Raw genomic sequence first — 25,349 nt, forward strand, 5'->3', positions numbered from 1 at the left:
GTGATAATCAGTATTTGGTATGGAACGCCTGGTGCTCATTGGGGTGTCGCAACGGCGCGGGGGAACCCAGGCCCTCGAGGCCTGGACTCGCTGGCTCCAGGAGCGCCCTCTATCGGAGCTCGAGGCGATTCAGGAGAGGGTGGCCATCACCACCTGCAACCGCTGTGACCTGGTGGTGGCCTTGCGGGAGGGGGTGAGCGTGGAGGCTGCCCGGGCGGCCCTGGCCCCCGAAGGGGTGCGGAGCTATGCCTATGAAGGCGAGGCGGCCCTCGAGCAGTTGTGCCGGGTAGCGGCCTCGCTCGACTCGCTCAACCCCGGCGAAGACCAGATCATGAACCAGGTCCGTGCGGCCTTCGAGGCGGCACGCGCAGCCGGAACGGTAGGCCCCACGGTGGGGTTTGCCTTTCAGACCGCCCTGCGCATTGCCAAGCGGGTGCGTCGCGAGGTTCCGCTGGCTCCCGCCAACGCTTCGCTCTTCAGCCTGGCCCGGCCCGAGTTCGAGCGATCCCTGCCGCAGGCAGCGCGGGTAGCCGTGGTGGGGATTGGGGAGATGGGGAGCTTGGCCGCCCGCAGCTTAGCCCCCAGGGCGGCCACCCAACTCCTCCTGGTGAACCGCTCGTTGGGGAAAGCCCGCGCCCTCGCAGAAGAGCTGGGGGCTCAGGCCATGAGCCTAGAGGCCTTTCTGAGGGAGGCTCCGCGGGTCCATGGCCTGGTGAGTGCAACCCCGGTAGAATTCCTGTTGGGGGAAGGGTTTATGCAGCGTCAACCCGAGCTTAGGGTGATTGCAGACCTGGGGTTGCCGCGCAACGTAAACCCCCAGGCGGTTCCACCCCGCATCCGCCTGATTGACCACGAGGCCATGCAGGCTTTGGGAGAAGCGCGGCGCGAACAGTTGCGGGCGCATCTGGCTCAGGCCGAGCGGATTGTGCAGGAGGAAGTGGAGGCTGCCTCGGGGGAGTGGGCGGAGCGACAGATTGGAAAGGCCATCGCGCAACTGCGCCAGCGTTACCAGGCCACCCTGCAGGATTTGCTGGGTGAGCTGTTGGAGCCCAGCGAGCTCGAGCGCTTGGCTAACCGCTTTGCCCACCTCCCGCTCAAGGGGTTGCGGGGCCTGGCCCGGCAACACGGCCTGGAAGCAGCCCAGGCGTTCCTCGAGGCGGCAGGGTTAGGCCGGGCGGATCTCGAGGAGGCCCCGCGTGCCTAGGACTGTGCGCATTGCCACACGGGGAAGCCGGCTGGCTTTGTGGCAGGCCCGCTGGGTTGCTGCCGAGCTGGCCCGGTTGGGCCGGGGGAGCGAGCTGGTGATCGTCGAGACCCAGGGCGACCGCGAGCGGCTGCCCTTCGCCCAGATGGGGGGACAGGGATTCTTCACCAAGGCTGTGCAGGACGCGGTTTTGGCCGAACAAGCGGACCTGGCGGTGCACTCCTTTAAAGACCTGCCCAGCGCGGGGGTGAACGGCTTGACTCTGGCTGCGGTCCCGGTGCGCGAGGACGCGCGGGAGCTGCTCCTGGTGAGGCCAGAAGAGTACGCTCCAGAGGAGGGGCTGCTGCCCCTCAAGAAGGGGGCAAGGGTGGGTACCAGTGCGGTGCGGCGCCGAGCCCAGCTCGAGGCCCTGCGCCCCGATCTACAGGTGGCGGAGTTGCGCGGCAATGTGCCCACCCGGCTGGAGAAGCTGCGCCGGGGGGAGTACGGGGCGATTTTGCTGGCCCAGGCTGGGGTCCACCGGCTCGAGCTGGACCTGAGGGGGTTGCACAGCCGGGTGCTCGAGCCCCGCTTGGTGGTTCCGGCGCCGGCCCAAGGGGCCTTGGCCCTCGAGGCCCGGGCATCGGATACCGAACTGCTCGAGCTGCTCTCCCGGCTGAATGACCCTCTGGCCCAGCGCAGCGTGGCGGCCGAGCGGGGGTTGATGGCCCGCCTGGCCGGGGGATGCCAACTGGCCCTGGGGGCCAGCGCTCAGGTTGTAGGGGAGGGGGGGCTCGAGCTGTTGGCTTGGTATGGAGGCCGGCTCTACCAAGCCCGTGCAGCCTCCCCTGAGGCCGTGGCCGAGGCGGTGTTCGGCCAAATTCAAGCCGAGTTTCCGCAGGGGGTGGGGGGATGAGCGAGCGGGCGCTGCGGGTCGCGTTGACCCACTCCGAGGGCCGGCTGGAGGGGCTCGAGGCCCTGTTGGAATCCCACGGCTTTGAGGTGCTGCGGGTCCCCCTGGTGCAAACCCGAACCCTGCGGGGGGTCAGCTTGGAGCCTCTGGAGGACTGCCCCTGGTGGTTGTTTACCAGCGCAGCGGCGGTGCGGGCGGTTGAGGAGCTGGGGGGAGGGTTCCAGGGTCACCGGCTAGGGGCGATAGGGGAGGGCACCGCCAAGGCTTTGGAGCAAGCTGGGGTTAAGCCCGAGCTGGTGAGCACTGAAGCCAGCGGCCTGGGGTTGGCCCGGGCGTTTTTGAAGCGCGGGGAAGGGGGGCCGGTAGGGGTGCCTCAGGGCAACCTGGCCCTGCCCACCCTGGCCGAGGAGCTCCGCCGGGGGGGGCTCGAGGTGCGCACCCTGGTGGTGTATACCACCCTTTCCAAGCCCTGGCCGCCGAAGCTACCGCTACCGGATATCGTGGTGCTGGGAAGCCCTTCGGCCATCACCGCCTTGCCCTCTAAGGTGGCGGAGGAAGCCCGGTTGGTAGCCCTTGGCCCGATTACCGCCAAGCATCTGCTCGAGCGGGGTTTGTCCTGTATAACCGCCCCCGCGGCCAACCCTCGAGGGGTGCTCAAGGCGGTGGAAACCATACGAGGAGAACTATGACCGTCAAAACCGGGGTCCAGACCCACCGCCCGTGGGGCGCTGAGACCAATAGCCAGCAGAGTGTCCTGACCAACAGCCAGCAGAGCGCGGCAACCAACAGCCCGCAGGACCAGAACCTCCTGCCCTACCGCCCCCGCCGCCTGCGCTCGAGTGCCCCTTTGCGCGAGAGCGTGGCCGAGACGGTGGTACGGGCGAGCGACCTGATTCTGCCCTTTTTTCTGATCCCCGGTGAGGGCGAGGAGCCCATCGCCTCGATGCCAGGGGTCTCCCGGCTGGGCCTGAAGGGGTTTTTGCACGGGCTCGAGCGGGCCTTGAACCTCGGGGTGCGCTCGGTGATGTTGTTTGGGGTGCTGCCCGACTCGGCCAAAGACGAGCGGGGCTCGAGCGCAGCCGACCCAGAGGGTCCGGTCCCTACCGCCCTGCGGGCCGCGCGGGCTGCTTTTGGCAACGATGTGGTGCTCTACTCCGATGTCTGTTTGTGCGCCCACACCTCGCACGGCCATTGTGGGCTGCTCAAGGAGACTCCCCGGGGGGTGATCATTGACAACGACGCCTCCCTGCCTGAGCTGGCTCGGATGGCGCTGACCCACGCCGAAGCCGGGGTGGATTTCGTCTCCCCCTCGGACATGATGGACGGACGGGTGGGGTACATCCGCCGGGCCCTGGACGCCGCTGGACAGACCGAGGTGGGTATTTTGGCCTACGCGGTCAAGTATGCCAGCGCCTTTTATGGCCCCTTCCGTGAGGCTGCCCACAGCGCCCCGAGCTTTGGGGATCGGGCTACCTATCAGATGGATCCGCGCAATGCCCGTGAAGCCCTGCGCGAGGCGGCTCTGGATGAGGCCGAGGGGGCCGATTTCCTGATGGTCAAGCCGATCTTGCCTTATCTGGATATCCTGACCCGGTTGCGCCCCCAGACCCATCTGCCCCTGGTGGCCTACCAGGTCAGCGGAGAGTATGCCATGCTCAAAGCGGCGGTGCAGGCAGGGGTGCTGGAGGAGCCTCGAGCTGTGCGCGAAACCCTACAGGCCATCAAGCGGGCTGGGGCTGATCTGATCATCACCTACTATGCCCTGCAGGCCCTCGAGGGAGAATGGTTGTAAGGGGGGATGGGTTGTTTCGTTATCGGCCTCGGTTCCAACCCCGGCTTTCGAGGCGCTGGGTTTGGGTGACCTTTGCCCTGGTGGTGGGGTTTTTGGTGGCTCAGGTAGGATGGTGGATCCTTTTCCAGCGGCACTACATTCAGCAGACTGTAGCCTATGCCGAGACGGCCTGGCTGCAGCAGGCTGCCTTGGTACAGCGGCTTTGGGCGGAAACCCGCCCAGCCGAGCGCCCAGCTCTGGCCGAGGAACTCCGGCGGGACTTCCCCCAGCTCGAGATTCAGGGGGATAACGTGTATGTGCGGCCTGAGCCCCTTCTTAGCTACCGCGAGAGCCAGCTGCGCTACCTGCGGATGTTCGCTTTTGAGGGCCCCTTTTTCCTGGTGGTGATGCTGGCGGGGTTGTGGATCATCGCTCATAGCCTGGCCTCTGAACGCGAGTTCAAGCGGCGCCAGCAGAACTTCTTGATGGCAGCCACCCACGAGTTCCGCACCCCCATCAGCACCCTGCGCCTGCTGGCGCAAACCCTGGATCTGCGCGAGCTGCCCAAGGAGAAGCAGCGCGATTACCTGCAGCACATGAACCAGGAAATCTCGCGCTTAGAAAGCCTTTCCGAGCGCTTGCTGGCCACCGCCCGGCTCGAGCAGGGCCTGCATCAAGCCGATCGTGGAGTTCACGACCTCAACCCGGTTGTGGCCCAGGCGTTATCTCACCAACGCGCGGTGCTGGAGGCTCGAGGGGCCTCGCTGACCTTCGAGCCTGCCCCCCAGCCCCTCTGGGTTGAGCTGGATCCTGAAGCCTTCGGACTGGTCTTTTCTAACCTGCTGGAGAATGCGCTGAAATACAGCCCTGGGCGTGAGAAGCCAATCTGGGTGCGCCTGAAGGCCCAGGAGGGCCAGGCCGTGCTCGAGGTCGAAGACCGTGGGGTGGGGCTGCGGCGGGGTGAGCTGGCCCGTATCTTCGAGCCGTTTTACCGCTCGGGTGAGGAGGCGACCCGGGAGACCCAGGGCCTGGGCCTAGGGCTTTACCTGGTGCGCTCGATCACCGCCTTGATGGGGGGAAGCGTGGAGGCGGAGTCCCTGGCTCAGGGCAGCCGCTTCCGGGTGCGCTTGCCGCTCCGCAGCGGGGCGGTTTCAGCCCCAGAGAGGAGCCCGGCGTGAAGGGTCAGGTGCTGATTGTAGAAGACGAGCCGGCCATGGCCCAGGTTCTGGCCGACAACCTCGAGAGCGAGGGTTTGAGGGTTGTTGTGGCCACAGATGGAGAGGCGGCTCAAACCCTGTGGCGCGCGCTGGAGCCTGAGCTGGTGGTGCTGGATGTGATGCTGCCCAAACTGAGTGGCCTCGAGGTCTGCCGTAGGATGCGGGCGGCGGGATTTTCGGCCCCGGTGCTGTTCCTGTCGGCCAAAGGCGCCCCCGAGGAGCGTACCGAGGGGTTGCGGGTGGGGGGGGATGACTACATGGGCAAGCCCTTTCACCTGCCGGAGTTCCTGGCTCGGGTGGAGAACCTGCTGCGCCGCCGGGAGGAGCACCGCACGGTGTCGGAGTACCGCTTTGGTGGGTACCGTGTGGACTTCCACACCTGGACTGCCCACCTGCAAGGGGGGCGCAGAGAGCTGCTCAGCGAGCGCGAGCTGGCCATCTTCAGGCTGCTGGCCGAACGGGCTGGGGAGGTGGTGAGCCGCGACGAGATCCTGGACCGGGTATGGGGCCAGGAGGTGTTCCCCTCCAGCCGCACGATTGACAATTTCGTACTGCGCTTGCGCCGCCTCTTCGAGCCTGACCCCTCGAGCCCCATCTACTTTCACACCGTCTGGGGGGTGGGGTACCGGTTTACCCCAGAAGGTGACGCCAAGACCCGCCTGGAAAATATGCGCAACGCGCACGGTCGTGCCGACCGCTTGGAGGGTATGCACAAAGTGCACGGTCGTACCGATCGCTTGGAAGGCCTGCCTGATGAGGAATCCGCATGAGTCTTGAGAAAAATCCTAGCCCAAAGCCCTCGACCCCGCTGTTCCTCCGGGCAGCCTGGGGGGAGGATACGGAGCGGGCCCCGCTGTGGCTGATGCGCCAGGCTGGGCGCTATCTGCCTGAATACCTGGCCATCAAGGCCAAGGCCTCGTTCTGGGAGATGGTGAGGACCCCTGAATTGGCGGCTGAGGTCAGCCTGCAGCCCCTGCGGCGATTTCCGCTGGACGCGGCCATCATCTTCAGCGATATCATGACCCCCCTCCCCGCGATGGGGGTGGAGATCGCCTTTAGTCCGGGCCCGGTGGTGGCCGATCCCATTCGCTCCCAGACACAGGTTGAGGCCCTGCGGGTGCCCAGCAGCGAGGAACTGGCCCCCTTTTTGGCCGAAGCCCTCCGACTGACCCGCAGGGAGCTCGAGCCCCAAGGGGTTCCGCTGATTGGGTTTGGTGGGGCTCCGCTGACTTTGGCTACCTACTTGATTCAGGGGGCGGGCTCAAAGGAGTACGAGGACTTCCGAGCTTTTTTGCGCCTCGAGCCCGCCGCTACCCACGCCTTGCTGGCCAAGCTCACCGAGGTCTCGATCCGCTACCTGAGGATGCAGGTCGAGGCCGGGGCCCAGGCCATCCAGCTTTTTGATTCCTGGGCCGGTCTGCACGACCCGGCCACCTACCGTGAGTTCGCCCTTCCCTATAACAGCGCGATCTTGCGCGCCCTGGAGGGGCTGGGGGTGCCCCGCATCTACTTAGCGGTGGGGGCTTCGCACCTCTATCCGGTCATCGCTGAGCTGCCCTGTGAAGCGGTGAGCGTGGACTGGCGCTTGGGCCTCGAGCGCATCCGCCCTCAGCTTCCTGGAAAGACCCTGCAGGGCAACCTTGACCCCAGCGTGCTGCTGGCCTCGAGGGAGGTCATCACCCGCGAGGCCCATAAGGTTTTGCGGGCGGGGTTGGGGGGGGCGCACATCTTCAACCTTGGCCACGGGGTTATCCGCACCACCCCGCCGGATCATGTGGCCCACCTGGCCGAGGTGGTACACAGCTTTAGTCGTTTACAGGAGCCAAAGCATGTCTGACGAAGCCAAAATTCCTCCCACCCAACCTCGAGCCTCCGGACCGCGCGAGTACAGCGAGAAGCAGACCCGCCGGATGGTGGACCTTGATCCTGCCGGGCTGATCAGCCGCAAGGCCCCCGACCAGGCCAAGCGCCAGTTCCTCAACTATGCCTTTTACAAGCTGGATCCGGCCTTTCGCCGTTTGCCCAAGGCCGAGCGCGAGGCCGCCAAGGCCGAGTTTTCCGAGGTGGTGTGCCGCTGGTCGGAGCGCGGAGAGGGCTTCATCCTCCGCAGTTATTCGCTGGTGGGGACCCGCGCAGATGTGGACTTCATGCTCTGGCGGATTGCCTTCAGCATAAACGAGTTTCAGGCCATGCAGGCCGAGCTCAACAAAACCCAGCTGATGGGGTATTTGAGCCAACCCTACTCGTTTCTCTCGATGCAGAAGCGCTCAATTTATGTGGACCGCTTCAACCCCGAGGGGGAGGGGGTGCATCTGCTGCCGGGGCAGGGGGGGTATCTCTTCGTCTACCCCTTCATCAAAACCCGCCCCTGGTACGACCTCTCCCCTCAGGCCCGCCAGGGGATGATGGACGAGCACATCTATGTCTCGGCGCCGTTTACCGGGGTAACCCTCAACACCTCCTATTCCTATGGGATTGACGATCAGGAGTTTGTGGTGGCCTTCGATTCCAATTACCCCCAGGAGTTTGTGGATCTGGTACAGCGCCTGCGCTTCACCGAGGCCAGCCAATACACCCTTTCCGATACGCCGATGTTCACCTGCATCAAGAAGCCCATCCGCGAGGTGATGGAGGATCTGGCCTAGCCACGGGGAACCCTATGAATATACTGTTTATGGCCTACGGTACGCCTTACCAGCGTCACGAGATCGAGCCTTACTACACCGATATCCGCCGGGGAAGAGCCCCCACCAAAGAGCTTTTGCAGGAGCTCGAGGAGCGCTACCACCTCATTGGGCGCAGCCCGCTCAACGAGATCACCTTTGCCCAAGCCGTGCGGCTCGAGGCCGCCCTCAATGCCACCCTGCCGTTGTATCCGCAGTTGCTGCAAGCCTCTCCTGGGGCCAGGGTGCGCGGTCCGGCGCGGGTTTATCATGGCACCAAGCACTGGCATCCGCTGATCCGGGAGGCGGTTGAGGCCATGGCCGAGGATGGGGTGCGGCAAGCGGTGGGGATCATCGCGGCCCCCCACTACTCCGCCCGCAGCACCGCTGAATACCAGCAGAAGGTACAGGAGGCCTTGGCTGAGCTGGGCAACCCCTTTGAAATCCGCTATGTAGAGGAGTACTTTGATCACCCTGGCTATATTCAAGCGGTGAGCACGCGGGTGGGGGAACAGCGCTGGCGCCTGGTCGAGCCCTCTAAGGCCTTGTTCCTCTTCACCGCTCACTCGATCCCCGAGCGGGCCGCACAGGACGGGCGTTACCCCGGCCAGATTCGCTCCACAGCGGAGCTGGTGGCCCAGCGCCTGGGGCTGGAGCATTGGGATACGGCCTGGCAGTCGGCGGGGCGGACCCCTGAGCCTTGGATTGGGCCGGACATCAACCAAAAGCTCGAGGAAGTGGCTGCCCAAGGCTACAAAGAGGTGGTGGTGACGGCGGTGGGGTTCCCCAGCGACCACCTAGAGGTCTATTTCGACCTCGATTATGAGGCTCAAAACACCGCACAAAAGCTAGGGCTTCGCCTCTTGCGTACCCGTAGCCTCAATGCCGATCCCGACTACATCGAGGTGTTGCGCGAGGTGGTGGCTCGGAAATGGGCGGAGTTTTGTTGAGATGGCGCACCTAATCATTGTCGGTGGGGGAATCTCGGGGCTCTCGGCTGCCTATTACGCCCGGCGGGCGGCCCCGGAGCTGAAGATCACCCTGCTCGAGGCCGAAGCCCGGCTGGGAGGCAAGATCACCACGGTGGTCGAGGAGGGGTTTGTGCTCGAGGGCGGCCCTGACGCGGTGGTGCGCTACAAGCCCTGGGCGATCGCCCTGATGAAAGACCTGGGGCTCGAGGCGCAGATGGTTGGAACCATCCCCACCCAGCCCTCCGCGCTGATTCACGACGGGCATCAAGCCCTGCCGATTCCGCCGGGGTTACAGATGGTCATCCCAGGGGATCTGCGGGCGATGGCCATGAGCCCCTTGCTGAGCCCTTTGGGCAAGGCTCGAGCTGCCCTTGACCTCGTCCTGCCCAAGGGGCCAGAGCAGGATGAGCCCTTTGGGGCTTTTATCACCCGCAGGCTGGGACCCCAGCTGTGGGAGCGCTTGGCTGCGCCCCTCTCGGGGGGGATTTATGGTGGGGATCCTTATGCGATCTCCACCCTGGCGGCCTTCCCTCAGCTCAAGGCCCTCGAGCAAACCCACGGCAGCCTGATCCGGGGGGCCTTGCAGCAGCGAAAAGAGCGGGGCAGCCGCGAGGCCGGGGGGCTTTTTGCTTCGCTCAAACAGGGGCTGGGAAGCTGGGTGGAAGCCCTAGGGGCCCATTTGCCTGAGGTGGAGGTGTGCCTGGGCACCCCAGTGGAGGGGCTGAGGCAACGGGGCGAAGGCTGGCAGGTGCTCACCGCTGAGGGGGGGCTCGAGGCTGATGCGGTGCTCCTGGCTACCCCAGGGCCGGTCACGGCTCGGTTGCTCCAGGGGCTGCACCCTGCTGCCGCCGCAGCCTTGGGGGAGATTCCCTATGGCCGCTCGGCTACGGTGAGCTTGGCCTTTCCCCAGGAGAAGCTGCCCCCTCGCGTGGGGCATGGGATGCTGATGGCGGCAAACGCCGGGTTTCGGGTACGGGGCTTTACCTGGACCGATCAGAAGTGGGCCGCTCGGGCTCCTGAGGGCTACAGCCTGGTGCGGGCGTATTTCTCCGGGGTGGACGGGGACGAGGCCACCCTGTTGAACCTGGCCAAAGTCGACCTGAGTCGGTTGTGGGGCAGGCTTCCGGAGCCGCAGCGGGCTTGGGTTTTTCGTTGGGAGCAAGGGCTTCCGCAGTACACGGTGGGCCACCTGAATCGTGTGCAGCAGGCCCTCGAGGCCGAAGCCTTGCCGGGGCTGTTTTTGGCCGGAGCCGCGTATCACGGTGTGGGGTTGCCTGAGGTGGTGCGAATGGGCCAGGAGAGGGCCTTGAAGGCGGTGGGGTTCTTACAGGGGGCTTCGCTGCCCCCGGTGACAGTAGAGCCGGGAGGGGTTTGAACCGCAGGCCGGGGTGGCTCGAGCCCTGGGAAAAGCCCAAACTCCTGGCTATGACCTGAGTCATGGCCAGGGTTGCCCTGGTGCTTCAAAGCTAGGGGCTGAGGTGAGCCGCATGCAGAGTCCGATCCCCGCTGTTCGCACCCCAGTTCCTCGGAGGGCCCGATGCCCCATGTGATCGCCGAGCCCTGCATTGGGGTCAAAGATCGAAGCTGCCAGGAAGTCTGCCCGGTGGAGTGCATCTATGACGGCGGGGATCAGCTCTACATCCACCCCGACGAGTGCATTGACTGCGGGGCCTGTGTCCCGGCCTGCCCGGTCTCAGCCATCTACCCCGAGGAAGACTTGCCCGAGCTGTGGGCGAGCTGCGTGGAGAAAAACCGCCGGCTATCGGCGGGGCCCAATCGGCATCGTTTGGAAGGGGAACCCTAGCAGATCGGAGCCCCGAGCATGTATTTCTGGGAGTTTTTGTTTATCCGTACCGGCTTGCTCTACCTGGCCTATACCGCGCTGAGCGGTACGGCCTTTTACCTCTGGCCCGGCCTAATCCCCTATTTCAAGACCGGCCACGTCCACGCTGGGCTGATGGGGTTTTTCCTCAGCATGGTGATGGGGGTGGCCTATTGGATGATGCCTCGCCCAGGCCGCCTGCGCCAAGACCGGCTCGAGGCGGCTACCTATATGGCCCTCAACACCGGGCTGATTCTGCGGCTGGTGCTCGAGCCCTGGATGCTCCACAGCGGTAACCCTGTTCTGAGGCTCTTTCTGGGGGGCGCGGGGCTGCTGCAACTCGGGGCGGTGGGCCTCTTCATCTACGCGATGACCCGGCGGGTAGTGACGGGCGAGATGCTGCTCCAGCTCCGGGCTAAGCGGGAGGCCAAAGCCCCAGAGCAATAAGGCAAAGGCAGCGCCTGGCCTCAGGGCATTCTCACCCCGAGGGTTGTCAGCACGACGATGAGCAGACCGAAGCCCATCTGCGTCCAGCCCACCACCTTGGCCGGAGTGGGTGGGCGGGAGAAGGTGTACAGCGAAACGGGCAGCAGCAAGCCCAGCGCCAGCACGCTCAGCCAGGGGACCAGGCCGAAAACGGCCCCTACAGCCAAGACCCCGGTCGCCAGTGAGCTGGCCCCATAAGCGGAGCGGGGGCTTACCCTGACCCCTCGAGCCCGCATCACTTGGGTTCGGGCGTAGTAGATGGCGGCCAGGGCCCGCATCCCTAAAACCAGCCACAGGCCCAGGGCCGGCCAGGGTTCCATGCCGGCGGCCAGCGCGATCCCTGAAGCGATAGAGCCCATCGCCACCGCACCGGAGATCTCCGGGAGCAGGTTGCGCCCCTGGTTGTGGGCGTCGAACCAGAGCTGAAGGGCCATCAACGGCAAGGCGGTCAGCAGCGGCCAGTAGAAGGGCCCTCTGGCCAGGAGGGAGGCCAAGAGTAGCCCGGTCAGGGCCAGGCTTCCGTACAGCAGTGCGAAACTCCGGGCCAGTGGGGTACGGGGGAAGAGCCTGCCCCTGCGCAGGTCGGAGAGCCAAAGCTTCAGGGGATGGCGGGTGAAAAAGGCCGCCAGGGCAAAAATCCCCAAGCCCAGTCCGGCCCAGCTTGGGGCCACCAGCAAGCCCAACAGAATGGGCTCGAGGGTAAACCCCCAGCCCCCGTGCTCGTTAGGCAGGGCTACAGACTTTAGCGGAACTTTGATGCCTCGAGGCGGTGCAATCATGGGTTCACTCCTTGGGAAGGGAGATTAGCAGCAGGGTTAGGGGACTTTCGGCCCGGATGGCGTGGACCAGTCCGGCGGGCATATGGACCCAGGTGCCGGGTTTGGCCTCGCCCAGCGTCAAGCGCCCCTGCCCCGAGAGGACTTGCAGGATGGCCGGATGCGCTGCGCTGTGGGCAGCCAGCTCCTGGCCCGCGTCGAAGGCGAAGATCCGGGTACGTACACCTCCCTCGCGGTGTAGCAAGCGGCTCACAACCTCTTTAGCCTGAATGGTGGCTTCTTGTTGGAGATCGAGGATGTAGCGATAGGCCATAGGCCTATGGCACCATGCCTGGCTGGGCTCGAGCCATGACTGGGGTCAAGCTTAATTGCCCTTACTCCTCCGCTATAGCCCGTAGGGCGGCAGGGTCTTCAATCCAAACCCGGCGCTCCTGCATGCGAATCAGGCCCTCGCGGAAGAACTGCCCCAGCTTGCGGCTCACCGGCTCGGGGGCGGTGCCCAGGAGAGCGGCCAGCTCGGGGTTGGTGGGCAGGTGAAATCCCGGGCCTTCGACCTCAGTGCGGTGCAGGAGGTACTCGGCCAGCCGAGCCCCTACCTGATGGAAGACCAGCCGATCCAGCAGATGCACCAGTTGCTGCTGTCGCCGGGCCAGGAAGCGGATCATGGCCCGGGCCACCGGCGGGCGGGTGTCCACCAGGCGGTCAAAGACCTCACGGGGAATGACCAGTACCCGGCTCTCCTCGAGCGCCTCCGCCGAAGCCGGGTAGTGGGGCCGCTCCAGAAACACTGCAACGGCTGCTACCGGGCGGTGGGGGCCTTCCAGGTGAAGGACAATCTGCCGGCCCCCCTTGGGATCGGGGCGGTAGACCTTGATCAACCCCTGGGCCACCAGGTGCAGCGAGTCTACCGGGTCACCTTGGAGAAAGAGGGTCTCTCCCTTGGCCAGGAGGCGGAAGTGAGCCTCCGCTGCAAGGGCCCTCAGGTCTGTGGGCTCGAGTTCACGAAAGAGCAGGCTTTGGGCCAAAACCGTAACGGCTTCCACCGCCTGTAGTCTACTGGGCTCCGCAGGGCTTCCCTCAGGCGCTCATGTGCACCAGATGGGCCAACTCCGGGGAAACCGGTAAACCTTCGCGTTCCATCCGCGCTCGGTACTGGGCGAAGAGGCTGCGGGCCTCGAACTCCTGCCCGGAAAGCACCATCGTTCCGATCAGGGCGTGGTAGGCCTCCTCGCGCCAGGGGTCGAGGGTCAGGATGCGGCGATAGGCCGACTGGGCCTCGTGCACCAGGTGAAGCGCCTCGGCGATCTGGGCCACCCGGAACAAAGTCCCCACTGCCCGCTCACGCAAGTAGCTGCGCTCGAGCTCGGCCCAGTCGGCGTAGGGCTCGTCGGCCAGGAAGTCACCTTTGTAGAGGGCCAGGGCTTCGCGGTAGCGCTCCAGCGCTGCGGTGCCCTCCAGACCATCGCCCTCGTGCAACAACGCCTCGAAGCGCTCTAAGTCCAGGAAATAGCGAACCTGTGGAGCAAAACGGTACCCCTCGCCCTCGCGGAGCACAATCTGCGGCTGGGTGGGGTCGGTTTCCAGGGCCTGGCGCAGACCGTGCATCAGCACATGCAGGCGGCGCTGGGTCTCGCGGGGGTCTTCTCCCGGCCACAGGCACTCACAAAGCTCTTCTTTGGAAAGGGTCTGGCCCCGGTGGGCGAGCAGCAGTTTTAACAGCGTGTAAGCCTGGCGGCGACCAAAGGCCTTGGCCGAGAGCAACTCGCCCCTACGGCGTACCTGCAAGCCCCCCAGGGTGTGAATCTCCAGCAAGGGGCTTTCCTTCTCAGCTTGCTCTGAATGGGGCCAGAGGGCCTCGGCCCCTAGACGCTCCAGCCACAGGATCGGCGCGACCGCCTGGCTGGGCGGCTGAGGTGTGCGGGCAAAGTGAAATTGCTGCACCCCCACCACGCTCCCACCCGACCACAGCGGCAAGCAGTAGCGGAGCCGCCCTTCTGCGGTATGGGGGCAGGGCTCCAACCCCACCTTGACCCCCCGCACCTTGCCCTGCCAGACCGGACACTGCTGCACGTGCGGGCACTCCGGCGCTTCGCAGCGGCCCTGGCTGAGGTTGCGCCCATCCTGAAGTACCAGCCGCACACACGAAGCCCTGCTGAGGGTCGTGGCCTGGGCTAGGAACGCCTCGAGGCCCTGGGATTCGTGGCCCTGCCGCAGTGCCGCCGCAATGGAGAGCAGCCCTCGCTCGCCCAGCCGGGTCAGCACCATGTACAGCGAGGCTGCCAGCATGGGGCCCATCAGGGAGAGCTGCTCGAGCAGGGCTTCATCGTCTATTTGGGGGTCGCGGCTGGCCAGGTTCAGCACCCCAATCAGACCCTGGGGAAGCTCGAGGGGGTAGCACACATAGGTCTTGTAGCCCAGCTTCTTGACCTTCTGCCGCAGGTAGCGGGCGTCTGTTGCCAGGTCGTGGGTAACCAGGGCCCGGTGCCCCAGGGCGACCAGCCCCGGATAGCCCTCACCCCAGGCAAACCAGGGCTTCTCCATGAACGCCTCGCGGTGTACCCCATCGTAGGCGGTCAGCACCAGGTAGCGCTCCTGGGGGTCGGCCAGGAACAGCTCGGCCGCTTCCATGCCCAGGTTTTTGCGCAGACCCGCCAGGAAAACCTGCAAGGTCTGGAAGAAGCGCTCGGGCTCGTCGGTCAGCTTGCGTACCGCCCAGGAGAGCGAGGCCAGCACCTCGCTGGAATCCCGCTGGCTTTCGGGCTTGAGCTCGATGTGGATATCGCCATGGGCAAACCCCTGGCAACGCAGGCGCTTACCGCCACAAGAGAGCGCGGTGCTGGCCTGGTAGGCCCCGTATTTGATCTCGCGCAGTACCGGGCAGCGCCCACACAAAGGGCGGCCAAACCCATCGGTGCCCCGAACTACCTCGGCGCAGGGTTTGCCCAGTACCTGTTCCGCTGGCAGACGAAAAAAGGCCGCCGCACCGGGTCCCCAGGCGCGGATGCACCCCCGAGGGTCCAGTTGCCAGCGGATGCGGTTCAAACTTTACCTCCCGTTGGTTTACAGCCTAGAGGCTTCGAATGGTGCAAATGTCCCGAGGCTGTAAGCGGGCGTTTAGAGGGTAGGGGAAAGCTAGGGGTGTATGGCCCAGGAGCCCACCCCCCGCAACCTACCCCCGCCCAAGTCGCCGGTGTATCTGGTGCTGTTGTGGCCGGATGAGGCCGGCCACTGGGAAGGCCGCATCAAGGATGCCCGGACGGGCCTCGAGCGTCCCTTCTTCGAGCTCGAGGCGCTTCTGTCCTGGCTGGAATCAGAACAAGATCGCACAAACAGGAGGTTGGCATGAAGGGAATCCCCCTGATTCTATGGGCGGGTGTGCTTTGGGGTCTGGCTTGGGCCCAGGATGGCCAGGCCCTCTACCAAAGCCATTGTGCAGGCTGCCACGGGCCCACCGCCCAGGGCATCCCAGGCGTCTTCCCGCCCCTGGCCGCGAACCCCCGGGCAGCCGATGAAGCCCACGTGCTCAAGGTGATTCGGGAGGGCCTCAGTGGGCCGCTCGAGGTGGCTGGGCAGGCCTACAACGGAACAATGCCCGCCATGCCCCAGGTCTCCGAGGCCGACGCCAAGGCCATTGTGGCCTATCTAAAGGGCTTGGGAGGAAAGGCTTCCCCCCCGGCAGCATCCCCGCAACCTACCCCGGCTGCGAGCCCCGAACTCGCGGCCCAAGGCAGAGCCCTCTTTAGTGGGCAGACCCGCTTGCAGAACGGCGGTGCGCCCTGCATGGCCTGCCACACGGCAGGCAACCTTGGCCCCATGGGTGGGGGCAGCCTGGGGCGCAACCTCACCGACCTGCACACCCGCCTGGGAGCGGCGGGCATTCAAGGCGTACTCAGCAACATCGCCTTCCCGGTGATGCGCGAAAGCTACCAGGGCAAACCCCTCACCCCTGAAGAAATCTCGGCCCTCACCGCATTCTTTGCCCAGACAGCAGGCCAGCCCGCCAACACCAACCAGTCCGATATGTGGCGCATGGCATTGGCAGGTTTGGTTGGGGTAGTGGTGCTGTTCGTTCTGACGTACACCTTCTGGAGCAACCGCCGGGTGGGCCTGGCCGAACGGATACGCAGCAGGAGGAGCGCATGAGCGACTGGATTAAGGAACTCGAAGCCCCCACCGAACGCAAGTGGGAGGAGTTTTACAGAAACCGCTTCGCCCACGACAAGCGGGTCCGCACCACCCACGGGGTCAACTGCACCGGCAGTTGTAGTTGGGAGGTGTTTGTCAAGGACGGCATCGTGACCTGGGAGCTCCAGGCCACCGACTACCCGGCCATTGACCCCAACCTGCCCGACATTACCCCTCGGGGCTGTCAGCGCGGGGTGAGCTATTCGTGGTATCTGTACAGCCCCATCCGGGTCAAGTACCCCTACGTGCGCGGGGCCCTGCTCGACCTGTGGCGCGAAGCAAAGGAGAAACACCCCGACCCGGTAGAGGCCTGGAAAAGCCTGGTGAACGACCCCGAGAAGCGCAAACGCTGGCAGCGGGCGCGGGGCAAGGGCGGCTACCGGCGGTTTAGCTGGGACGAAGCGCTGGAAATTATTGCGGCTTCGCTGGTGCACACCATCCAGCAGCACGGCCCCGACCGGGTAATTGGCTTTAGCCCGATTCCCGCCATGTCGCAAATTTCGTATGCGGCGGGCTCGAGGTTCCTCTCGCTCCTGGGCGGGGTGCCGTTGAGCTTTTACGACTGGTACTGCGACCTGCCCAACGCTTCTCCCGAAATCTGGGGGGAGCAGACCGATGTGCACGAGGCCGCCGACTGGTACAACGCCCGCTTTATTGCGGTGGTGGGCTCCAACCTGAACATGACCCGCACCCCCGATACCCACTACATCGCCGAGGGGCGCTACGCCGGGGCCAAGTTCACGGTTTTTGCCCCGGACTTCAACCAGGTGGCCAAGTACGCCGACTGGTGGCTGCCGATTAATCCAGGCCAGGACGGAGCCTTCTGGATGGCGGTGAACCACGTCATCCTGAAGGAGTTTTACGTCTTGAAGCAAGTGCCCTACTTCTTGGATTACCTCAAGCGCTACACCGACAGTCCGATTCTGGTCGAGGTCAAAGACGGCAGGCCGGGGCGCTATCTGCGGGCCAATCAACTTGCGGATTACTCAACTGAAGAGAACGGCGACTGGAAACTGCTGGTCTGGGACGAGAAGGCCGGGCGACCCAGGATGCCTGGCGGGACGATTGGGTTTCGCTGGCAGAGCGAGAAAGGTAAGTGGAATTTAGAGCTTAAGGATGCCAAGACGGGTGAGGAAATTAGCCCACTGCTGAGTTTTAGGGAGGTTGCCGACGGGGTGGAACCGCTCGAGTTCGACGACTTCGGCGCAGACAAAAAGTCCAGACGCGGTGTGCCCGTGAAGCACATCACCAGCAAGGATGGTCAGCAAATTACGGTCACCACCGTCTTCGACCTGCTGCTGGCCCAGTTCGGGGTGGATCGCGGCCTGGAGGGCGATTATCCCAGTTCCTACGAGGAAGCAGGCCCCTATACCCCGGCCTGGCAGGAGCAGTACACCGGCATCCACCGCGAGACCCTGATCCGCTACGCCCGCGAGTGGGCCGAAAACGGCGAAAAGACCCAGGGTAAGAACCTGATTATTATCGGGGCCGGGGCCAACCACTGGTACCACAACAACCTGCTGTACCGCGCGGGCATCGTGGCGCTGATGCTCACCGGCGCGGTGGGGGTGAACGGCGGCGGGCTGGCCCACTATGTGGGGCAGGAGAAGCTTGCCAACCAGGCCAGTTGGGGGCCCATTGCCTTTGCGGGCGACTGGGGCTACCCCTCCCGCCAGCAAAACACCCCCAGCTTCCACTACGTCCACTCCGACCAGTGGCGCTACGAGCGGGGCTACAAGGACTACGACAAGACCGTAGGCTCCAGAACCGACCACACCATAGACCACCAGGCCCGCGCCGTGCGCAAGGGCTGGCTACCCTTCTTCCCGCAGTTCAACAAGTCCAGTCTGGAAGTGGTCGAGGAAGCCCAGAAAGCCGGGGCCCAGACCGACGCGGAGATCATCGCCCACGTGGTGCAGCAACTCAAGGAGGGGCGATTAGAGTTCGCCATAGACGACCCTGACGCGCCCGCCAACTGGCCCAGGGTCTGGTTCATCTGGCGGGGCAACGCCATCGGCACCTCGGCCAAGGGGCACGAGTTCTTCCTCAAGCACTACCTGGGTACGCACACCAATGCGGTGGCCGAGGAACAGGCCAATGGGCACGTCTCGGAGGTGCGGTATCGCAAGGAAGCCCCCCAGGGCAAGCTGGACCTGGTGGTGGATCTGAACTTCCGCATGGATACCAGCGCCCTCTACTCCGACATCGTGCTGCCCACCGCCTCCTGGTACGAAAAAGAAGACCTCAACACCACCGACATGCACACCTACATCAACCCCATGCAGGCGGCGGTTCCGCCTTTATGGGAATCGAAAAGTGACTGGGAGATTTACAAGGCCGTGGCCCAGAAGTTTTCTGAGCTGGCCCAAACGCACCTCTCCAAACCCGTCAAGGACATCGTGATGATTCCGCTCCAGCACGATACCCCCGACGAGCTGGCCCAGCCCGATGACCGCGACTGGAAGAAAGGCCAGGTCGAGCCCATCCCCGGCAAGACCCTGCCCAAGTTCCGCATCGTCGAGCGGCAGTACCCACTGGTGTACGAGAAGATGATCTCGCTGGGCGACACCCTCGAAAAGAACGGCGTGGGGATGCACGGCCTGACCATTCCGGCAGCCGACTTCTACGACGACCTGCGCCAGCGCCAGGGCCGCAGGCTAAACGGGCGCGTGTACCCCAGCCTCGAGGACGCCAAACAGGTCGCCGAGGCCATCCTTTACCTCGACCCGGTCTCCAACGGCGAACTGGCCTACCGAGCGTTCAAAGACGAGGAAAAGAAAACCGGTGTAAAGCTCTCCGACCTGGCCGAGCCGGTGCGCGACACCCGCATCAGCTTCTCCGACCTGGTGGCCCAGCCGCGTCGCCAGCTCACCACCCCCACCTGGAGCGCCATCATCAATGGGGGCCGGGCTTATAGCCCCTTCACCCTGAACCTCGAGCGGCTCATCCCCTGGCGCACCCTGAGCGGACGGCAGCACTTCTACCTCGACCACCCGAACTACCTGGCCTGGGGCGAGCACCTGCCCACCTACAAGCCGCGCCCCGACCACTCCATGCTGCTGGAAACCGAAATCTCCAAAGCCCAGGCCCAGGGCAAGCTCTTGAACTACATCACCCCGCACGGCAAGTGGAGCATCCACTCCACCTACTCCGACAACCACCGCATGATGACCCTCTCGAGGGGGGGCTACCCCATCTGGCTTAACGACAAAGACGCTGCCGAGCTGGGCATCCGCGACAACGACTGGGTGGAACTCTTCAACGATAACGGGGTCTTTGTGCAGCGCTGCATCGTTTCGGCTCGCATCCCCAGGGGCACGGTCTTTGTCTACCACGCCACCGAGCGCACCCTGAGCATCCCCAAGTCGCCCCTGCGGGGCAAACGGGCCGGTATGAACAACTCCATCACCCGCGCCCGCCTGAAGCCCGTGCTGATGAGCGGCGGCTACGCCCAGTTCACCTACGCCTTCAACTACTGGGGGCCGGTGGGGGTCAACCGCGACACCTTCGTGTACGTGCGGCGGGTAGAGGAGCCGAAATGGTGAGGATGTCTCAAGTCTCATGTCGCAGGTCTCAGATCAAAAGCTTTTTGTCATGCGACTTGCGACCTGCGACCTTTGACACCTCCGAAGGAGAACTATGAATGTCCGTGCTCACATCTCAATGACCTTCCACCTCGATAAGTGCATCGGGTGCCACACCTGTTCGGTGGCCTGCAAAAACCTCTGGACCGACCGCAAGGGCACCGAGTACATGTGGTGGAACAACGTCGAGACCCGGCCCGGCACCGGCTACCCCACCGGCTGGGAAGACCAGGAGCGGTTCAAGGGGGGCTGGGAGAAGAAAAACGGCCAGTTGGAGCTCCGGCTTCATTCCCGTGCCCGCGGCCTGACTAACCTGTTTTATAACCCCGCCCTGCCTGAACTCGACGACTACTACGAGCCCTTCACCTTCGACTACCAGAACCTCTTCAGTGCCCCCGAGGGCGACGACCAGCCGGTAGCCCGCCCGGTCTCGATGATTACCGGCGAACCCATGAACCTGGAAGCGGGCCCCAACTGGGACGACGACCTGGGCGGAAGCAACCTGTACGCCCAGAACGACCCCAACTGGGTGGGCGTGGCCCCGGAGATTCAGGCCCAGATGGCCGAGATTGAGCGGGTGGCCTTCAACTACCTGCCACGCATCTGCAACCACTGCCTGAACCCGGCCTGTGTGGCGGCCTGCCCCAGCGGCGCTATCTATAAACGCGCCGAGGATGGGGTGGTGCTGGTCAACGAGAACAAGTGCAAGGGCTGGCGCATGTGTGTGGCGGCCTGCCCCTACAAGAAGGTCTACTACAACTGGGCCACCGGCAAGAGCGAGAAGTGCATCCTGTGCTTCCCCCGCCTCGAGACCGGCCAGGCCCCGGCCTGCTTCCACTCCTGCGTGGGCCGCATCCGCTACCTGGGGGCCATCCTCTACGACGCCGACCGGATTGCTACGGCGGCGAACGCCGAGACTCAGGAACTGGTGCAGGCCCAACTGGACGCGATCCTCGACCCCTTCGACCCCCAGGTGATTGCGGCGGCCAGGGCTAACGGCCTGGGCGAGGACTGGATCAAGGCCGCGCAGGCTTCGCCCGTGTACAAGTTCGTCAAGGTATGGAAGCTGGCCCTGCCGCTACACCCCGAGTATCGCACCATGGCCATGCTCTTCTACATCCCCCCGCTCTCGCCCATCGTGAGCAGCATCGAAGAGGGACTGGTGCGGCTCGAGCTCCCGCCCGAAAAGGTAGATTTTGAGCTGTTCAACCACCTGGAAAAAGCCCGCCTGCCCCTGGAGTATCTGGCCAACCTGTTCGCGGCGGGCAATGTGGAGGTAATCAAACCCATCCTGCGCAAGTTGCTGGCAGTACGCATCTACAAGCGCCGTCAGAGTGTGGAAGGAAGCATAGACCCAGCCACCCTGAAAATCGTGGAGGCGGCAGGCACCACCCCCGAGGAGATCGAGGCCATTTACCAGCTCACCACCAAGCCCACCCTACAGGAGCGCTTTGTGGTGCCGCCCTACCACCGCGAGATGGCCACAGAAGTCTGGAACGACCCCCTGGCACACAAAGGAGAGACGGGGGTCGGGTTTATCGAGTTACCCGTGAGGGGGGATTAGCCGTGAAAGTTCTGCTGCAAACCCTGGCGCTCGCTTATCAATACCCCACTGCTGGCTCTACAAAAGCGCTCTGGGAGCGGGTCAACGCTTTGCCGAAGACTCGAGCCAAAGATTTACTCGAGCGCTTCCTGGGGGCCATCTCCGAACTCAGGCTTTCTGAGCGGGAGGAGCTTTATACCCGCACCCTCGAGCTCACTCCACTCACCGCGCCCTACATCGGCTACGCGGTCTATGGCGAGGACTACCGGCGCGGGCGCTTGATGGCCGAGCTCAACGCGGCGTACCTGGGACTGGGCATAGACACGGCAGGCGAGATACCCGACCACCTGATCCCGGTGCTGCGCTACCTGGCCGTGGCCGAAACCCCCCTACCCGAGCTTTTACAACTCCTGGGGCCGGCCCTGCACCAGATCGTCCACACGCTCAAGACCCTCGAGCCCCAAAACCCCTATCTGCTGCTCCTGGAAGGGACACTCGAGGCGGTCAAACCCTATACCAAGCTGGCTGCAATACCTGAGCAAACCTCTCCGCTTCCCGTCGTGATGGGCTCCCTGGTGCGCAATCTCCCGTTCTGGAAGGGAGGTAACGAATGAACTGGAATATCCTCTTGTTTCAGGTGTTTCCCTATGTGGCCCTGGCCCTTCTGATCATCGTCAGCTTTCAGCGGATGCGGGGCAAGCCCTTTAGCGTTTCTAGCCTGTCCAGCCAGCTCTTAGAGCGCAAGTTGCTCTACTTTGGCTCGGTGCCCTTTCACTGGGGCCTGCTGATCATCTTGCTGGGGCACCTGGCTGCGCTGTTGGTTCCGCAGGGGCTCTTGCTGTGGAACGCAGTGCCCATGAGGCTGTACCTGCTCGAGATCACCGGCCTGGCCCTGGCCCTCTGGACACTGGGTGGGCTGTTGGTACTGCTCTACCGCCGCCTTTCCAATCGGCGCATCCTGGCCGTAACCCGGCCCACCGATGTAATCGTGCTACTGCTCCTCCTGGTCTCGATCCTCACCGGCATCCTGACCGCCGTGATGTACCGCTACGGCTCTTTCTGGTTTCCTTCGGTCTTCACCCCCTACCTCTGGTCCATCTTCACCCTGCGCCCCCGCCCCGAGCTGGTCGCCGATCTCCCCTTCTGGATTCAACTGCACGTCTTCAACTTCTGGGTGCTGCTGGCGGTCTTTCCCTTCACCCGGTTGATCCACATCCTCACGGTACCGCTGGGCTACCTGTGGCGACCCTGGCAGCTCGTAATCTGGGTACGCAAGCCGCGCCGTTTGCAGCCGATTCCACCGGTTGCCCCACCATACCCAACATCCGCCAAGCCCCAGGCCGCCCTGCAAGACAAAGGAGGCGCTTATGGTTCAGACTAGCGCCACGCCCAGCGCCTTCGAGCGCAAAGCGCGTCTGGAGGTGCTGACCCTTTCCACCCTCGGTTTTACCCTGATGTTTGCGGTATGGCTGATGTTTGGGGTGCTGGGCATCCCCATCCGCAAGGAGTTCGGCCTGACCGACGTGCAGCTCAGCTGGCTCTCGGCGGTGGCCATCCTGAATGGCTCCCTGTGGCGGCTTCTGGCCGGCATCCTCGCCGACCGCTACGGAGGCCGGGGGGTCTTTACGGTCATGCTCCTCTTCACTGCCATCCCGGCCTACCTGGTCTCTCAGGCCACCAGCTACCCGGCGCTGCTCCTCTATGCCTTCCTGGTAGGTTTTGCCGGCAACGCCTTCAGTGTGGGCATCGCCTGGAACGCCGCCTGGTTCCCCCGCGAGCAGCAGGGCTTTGCCCTGGGGGTCTTCGGAGCCGGCAATGTGGGTGCCAGCGTGACCAAGTTTATCGGACCGGCCCTCATCGCCTCGGTGCCGGCAGCGGGCTACCTGGGCGGCTTGATGCCGGGCGGCTGGCGTTTTGTGCCGTTCCTGTACGCCGTCTTGCTGGTCTTGATGGCCCTGGCCATGTGGCTCTTCACCCCCCGCGCAGATCGTAAACCAGGGCAGGGGCGGCCCTTCCTGGAGATGCTGCGTCCCCTGCGGAACATCCGGGTCTGGCGCTTCAGCCTCTACTACGTGGTGGTCTTCGGGGCCTACGTGGCCCTCTCGGCCTGGCTGCCCAAGTACTACGTGGACGTGTTTGGGCTGCCGCTGTACCAGGCGGCCCTCCTCACCGCCCTCTTCATCTTCCCGGCCAGCCTGCTGCGCCCAGTAGGGGGCTATTTCTCCGACCGCTACGGGGCCCGGCGGGTGATGTACTGGACCTTCGGGCTGATGCTCCTGGCCTCCGGTGTGTTGATGATGCCGGAGGGGCACATTGTGCTCGAGCTGGCCTCGGGAAACCGTGAGGTGCTTCCCTGGCACATGAGCCTCTGGCTTTTTACCGCCCTGGTTTTCTTGATCGGGACGGGTATGGGTGTGGGCAAGGCTGCGGTCTACAAACATATCCCCGAGTACTTCCCCAAGGACGTGGGGGCGGTGGGGGGGCTGGTGGGGATGCTGGGGGCACTGGGCGGGTTCTTCCTTCCGCCGCTCTTCGCTTACGCCCAGAGCTGGACGGGCTTGCCCCAGACCACCTTCCTGGTGCTCTTCCTCCTCACCTTGGTGGCGGCGATATGGATGCACCTGACCGTGCTCTCGCTGCTCAACCGAGCGGCCCCTCACCTCGAGCACAGCTTTGAGCACAGCCCTGAAGGAGGTCGCTGATGTCGCCGAGCCTCCCCACCAAGGACGGAACCTGGCTTTCGAGCTGGGAACCCGAAAATCCCTCTTTTTGGGAGGGTCGAGGGCAGCGCCTGGCCTGGCGCACCCTCTGGATCACCACCTACACCCTGACCCTTTCCTTCATCGTGTGGTTCATGGTCTCGGCCATCGTGGTCAAGCTGCCTGGGGTGGGTTTTAGGTTCACCACCACCCAGCTTTTCTGGCTCACCGCTATGCCGGGGCTGGCCGGGGGAACCCTGCGGATCCTCTGGACCTTCCTGCCCCCCATCCTGGGAACCCGCCACCTGGTCACCTTTTCCACCCTGCTCCTGCTGATTCCAGTCCTGGGCTGGAGCTATGCCATCCAAAACCCCGATACCCCCTACTGGGCACTCTTGCTGCTGGCTTTCTTGGCCGGGATCGGAGGGGGGAACTTCTCCGGTTTCATGCCCTCGACCAGCTACTTCTTCCCCAAGCGGTTGCAGGGCAGCGCGCTGGGTATCCAGGCTGGGATCGGCAATTTCGGGGTGAGTGTGGTGCAGTTCCTCACCCCCTGGGTGGTGGGGTTTGCCCTTTTTGCCAGTGGGATTGTGAACCTGGGCAATCCCCAGAACTTCACCGCCAAGAACGGGCTCTCGAGCCCCATCTGGCTCCACAACGCGGCCCTGGTCTGGACGCTGTTCATCCTGATCGGGGCCGGACTGGCCTGGGCCTTCCTCAAGAGCGTGCCGGTGCGGGCCAACTTCCGCGAGCAGTTCGACATCTTCCGCGATAAACACACCTGGATCATGACCAGCTTGTACCTCGCCACCTTCGGTTCCTTCTCGGGGTTCTCGGCGGTGTTTGCGCTGCTGATCCGGCAGCTGTACGGCAGGTTCGAGGGCGCGCCCGACCCCCTGGCTCTGGCCTTTTGGGGTCCGCTGGTGGGCTCAACCGTGCGGGTGATCTTTGGCTTCCTGGCGGACCGGCTGGGCGGGGCCCGGCTAACCCAGCTCAGCACCCTGGGCATGCTCTTGAGCGCGGTAGGGATGAGCTTCTTTGTCAACCCCAGCTCGCTCGAGCAGTTCCCCTACTTCGTGGGCTTCATGCTGCTGCTCTTTTTCTTCGCCGGGATCGGCAACGCCAGCACCTTCAAGCAGATGCCGATGATCTTCGAACCGCGCAAGGCCGGGGGGGTGATCGGCTGGACCGCAGCTGTTGCCGCCTATGGTCCCTTTTTCTTCTCGCTGACGCTTGCTGCGATCATTGCTCGGATAGGGCACCCCACCGCGTTCTTCTACGGAGTGGCGGGATTTTATGCGATCAACTTTTTCCTCAACTGGTACTTTTATGCCCGGCGGGGGGCCGAGAAACCCTGCTGAGGTAAACTGGCCTCAAAGAGAGGAAGCGCGAATGCCTCCCCCCCCTACAGCCGAACTTCTGAGGCGAAGCTCAGAGCTGCACCGTCACCTCTGCCCTCGCCAGGTGCTGGGGGTGCGGATGGGGGTATGGGCGGGGGAGCTGCTGGGGCTGGAACTGCCCCAGAAGGGTAAACGC

General features: G+C 64.3%; 24 protein-coding genes. 20 read left to right on the plus strand and 4 right to left on the minus strand.

The annotated features are described in order from the left end of the window. Positions 1-19: 19 nt before the first annotated feature. The 12 genes from Mgrana_RS01790 to Mgrana_RS01845 all read left to right on the plus strand — a co-directional run bounded on the left by Mgrana_RS01790 (position 20) and on the right by Mgrana_RS01845 (position 10,987). Complete coding sequence (locus Mgrana_RS01790; RefSeq protein WP_119355887.1) at positions 20-1,204, plus strand: NAD(P)-binding domain-containing protein; 1,185 nt, start codon at positions 20-22, stop codon at positions 1,202-1,204. Next, positions 1,197-2,099 carry a hydroxymethylbilane synthase gene (hemC, locus tag Mgrana_RS01795; protein ID WP_186813094.1) on the plus strand — a complete coding sequence of 301 codons (903 nt, stop codon included), beginning with the start codon at positions 1,197-1,199 and terminating at the stop codon, positions 2,097-2,099. Before Mgrana_RS01790 ends, hemC begins: the two co-directional genes overlap by 8 nt. Continuing rightward, positions 2,096-2,785 (plus strand): uroporphyrinogen-III synthase, encoded by a 690-nt coding sequence (locus Mgrana_RS01800; RefSeq protein ID WP_240631205.1) that lies wholly within the window; start codon positions 2,096-2,098, stop codon positions 2,783-2,785. Before hemC ends, Mgrana_RS01800 begins: the two co-directional genes overlap by 4 nt. Beyond that, positions 2,782-3,888 (plus strand): porphobilinogen synthase, encoded by a 1,107-nt coding sequence (hemB, locus tag Mgrana_RS01805; protein ID WP_119355889.1) that lies wholly within the window; start codon positions 2,782-2,784, stop codon positions 3,886-3,888. The genes Mgrana_RS01800 and hemB overlap by 4 nt, the downstream gene beginning before the upstream one ends. An 11-nt stretch (positions 3,889-3,899) precedes the next feature. After that, positions 3,900-5,045 (plus strand): sensor histidine kinase, encoded by a 1,146-nt coding sequence (locus Mgrana_RS01810; RefSeq protein WP_240631206.1) that lies wholly within the window; start codon positions 3,900-3,902, stop codon positions 5,043-5,045. Beyond that, entirely contained in the window at positions 5,042-5,854 is an 813-nt protein-coding gene (locus Mgrana_RS01815) for a response regulator transcription factor (RefSeq protein ID WP_119355891.1), read from the plus strand. Before Mgrana_RS01810 ends, Mgrana_RS01815 begins: the two co-directional genes overlap by 4 nt. Then, positions 5,851-6,921 (plus strand): uroporphyrinogen decarboxylase, encoded by a 1,071-nt coding sequence (gene hemE / locus Mgrana_RS01820; RefSeq protein WP_119355892.1) that lies wholly within the window; start codon positions 5,851-5,853, stop codon positions 6,919-6,921. Before Mgrana_RS01815 ends, hemE begins: the two co-directional genes overlap by 4 nt. Next, a complete protein-coding gene (locus Mgrana_RS01825) occupies positions 6,914-7,729 on the plus strand; it encodes a chlorite dismutase family protein (protein ID WP_119355893.1) in 816 nt (271 codons plus the stop codon). Before hemE ends, Mgrana_RS01825 begins: the two co-directional genes overlap by 8 nt. 14 nt (positions 7,730-7,743) lie before the next feature. Continuing rightward, a complete protein-coding gene (gene hemH, locus Mgrana_RS01830; RefSeq protein WP_119355894.1) occupies positions 7,744-8,697 on the plus strand; it encodes a ferrochelatase in 954 nt (317 codons plus the stop codon). A gap of 1 nt (position 8,698) precedes the next feature. Further along, positions 8,699-10,093: a protoporphyrinogen oxidase gene (hemG, locus tag Mgrana_RS01835; RefSeq protein WP_119355895.1), complete on the plus strand. Its 1,395-nt coding sequence runs from the start codon at positions 8,699-8,701 to the stop codon at positions 10,091-10,093. 162 nt (positions 10,094-10,255) lie between these two features. Beyond that, positions 10,256-10,522: an indolepyruvate ferredoxin oxidoreductase subunit alpha gene (locus tag Mgrana_RS01840; protein WP_119355896.1), complete on the plus strand. Its 267-nt coding sequence runs from the start codon at positions 10,256-10,258 to the stop codon at positions 10,520-10,522. Positions 10,523-10,540: 18 nt separating this feature from the next. After that, complete coding sequence (locus Mgrana_RS01845; protein ID WP_119355897.1) at positions 10,541-10,987, plus strand: hypothetical protein; 447 nt, start codon at positions 10,541-10,543, stop codon at positions 10,985-10,987. 20 nt (positions 10,988-11,007) lie between these two features. On the opposite strand, the gene Mgrana_RS01850 is transcribed toward Mgrana_RS01845, so the two are convergent. The 4 genes from Mgrana_RS01850 to Mgrana_RS01865 form a co-directional block, all read right to left on the minus strand. Next, positions 11,008-11,805 (minus strand): YwiC-like family protein, encoded by a 798-nt coding sequence (locus Mgrana_RS01850; protein ID WP_119355898.1) that lies wholly within the window; start codon positions 11,803-11,805, stop codon positions 11,008-11,010. A gap of 4 nt (positions 11,806-11,809) precedes the next feature. After that, positions 11,810-12,115, minus strand: a complete 306-nt coding sequence (locus Mgrana_RS01855; protein ID WP_119355899.1) for a cupin domain-containing protein — start codon at positions 12,113-12,115, stop codon at positions 11,810-11,812. A 61-nt stretch (positions 12,116-12,176) separates the two neighbouring features. Further along, positions 12,177-12,845, minus strand: a complete 669-nt coding sequence (locus Mgrana_RS01860; RefSeq protein ID WP_119355900.1) for a Crp/Fnr family transcriptional regulator — start codon at positions 12,843-12,845, stop codon at positions 12,177-12,179. Positions 12,846-12,879: 34 nt separating this feature from the next. Next, complete coding sequence (locus Mgrana_RS01865) at positions 12,880-14,844, minus strand: AfsR/SARP family transcriptional regulator (RefSeq protein ID WP_119355901.1); 1,965 nt, start codon at positions 14,842-14,844, stop codon at positions 12,880-12,882. Positions 14,845-14,944: 100 nt separating this feature from the next. On the opposite strand from Mgrana_RS01865, the gene Mgrana_RS01870 reads away from it, so the two are divergent. From Mgrana_RS01870 to Mgrana_RS01905, 8 genes are all read left to right on the plus strand, one after another. Continuing rightward, on the plus strand, positions 14,945-15,148 hold the full coding sequence (locus Mgrana_RS01870; RefSeq protein WP_119355902.1) for a hypothetical protein: 204 nt from the start codon (positions 14,945-14,947) through the stop codon (positions 15,146-15,148). After that, the gene (locus Mgrana_RS01875; protein ID WP_119355903.1) at positions 15,145-15,945 is read left to right on the plus strand and encodes a c-type cytochrome; all 801 of its coding nucleotides are present in this window, start codon (positions 15,145-15,147) and stop codon (positions 15,943-15,945) included. The genes Mgrana_RS01870 and Mgrana_RS01875 overlap by 4 nt, the downstream gene beginning before the upstream one ends. Beyond that, a complete protein-coding gene (locus Mgrana_RS01880) occupies positions 15,942-19,532 on the plus strand; it encodes a nitrate reductase subunit alpha (protein WP_119355904.1) in 3,591 nt (1,196 codons plus the stop codon). The genes Mgrana_RS01875 and Mgrana_RS01880 overlap by 4 nt, the downstream gene beginning before the upstream one ends. A 94-nt stretch (positions 19,533-19,626) precedes the next feature. After that, the gene (narH, locus tag Mgrana_RS01885; RefSeq protein WP_119355905.1) at positions 19,627-21,135 is read left to right on the plus strand and encodes a nitrate reductase subunit beta; all 1,509 of its coding nucleotides are present in this window, start codon (positions 19,627-19,629) and stop codon (positions 21,133-21,135) included. Between the two features lie 2 nt (positions 21,136-21,137). Further along, a complete protein-coding gene (locus Mgrana_RS01890; RefSeq protein WP_240631207.1) occupies positions 21,138-21,728 on the plus strand; it encodes a molecular chaperone TorD family protein in 591 nt (196 codons plus the stop codon). Next, positions 21,725-22,495 carry a respiratory nitrate reductase subunit gamma gene (gene narI / locus Mgrana_RS01895; RefSeq protein ID WP_119355906.1) on the plus strand — a complete coding sequence of 257 codons (771 nt, stop codon included), beginning with the start codon at positions 21,725-21,727 and terminating at the stop codon, positions 22,493-22,495. The genes Mgrana_RS01890 and narI overlap by 4 nt, the downstream gene beginning before the upstream one ends. Further along, positions 22,482-23,816 carry an MFS transporter gene (locus Mgrana_RS01900; protein ID WP_119355907.1) on the plus strand — a complete coding sequence of 445 codons (1,335 nt, stop codon included), beginning with the start codon at positions 22,482-22,484 and terminating at the stop codon, positions 23,814-23,816. The genes narI and Mgrana_RS01900 overlap by 14 nt, the downstream gene beginning before the upstream one ends. Then, positions 23,816-25,174, plus strand: coding sequence for an MFS transporter (locus Mgrana_RS01905; protein WP_119355908.1), 1,359 nt, complete (start codon positions 23,816-23,818; stop codon positions 25,172-25,174). Before Mgrana_RS01900 ends, Mgrana_RS01905 begins: the two co-directional genes overlap by 1 nt. Positions 25,175-25,349 lie beyond the last annotated feature (175 nt).

It is taken from the genome of Meiothermus granaticius NBRC 107808, assembly GCF_003574355.1.
In the GTDB taxonomy this organism is placed as follows: domain Bacteria; phylum Deinococcota; class Deinococci; order Deinococcales; family Thermaceae; genus Meiothermus; species Meiothermus granaticius.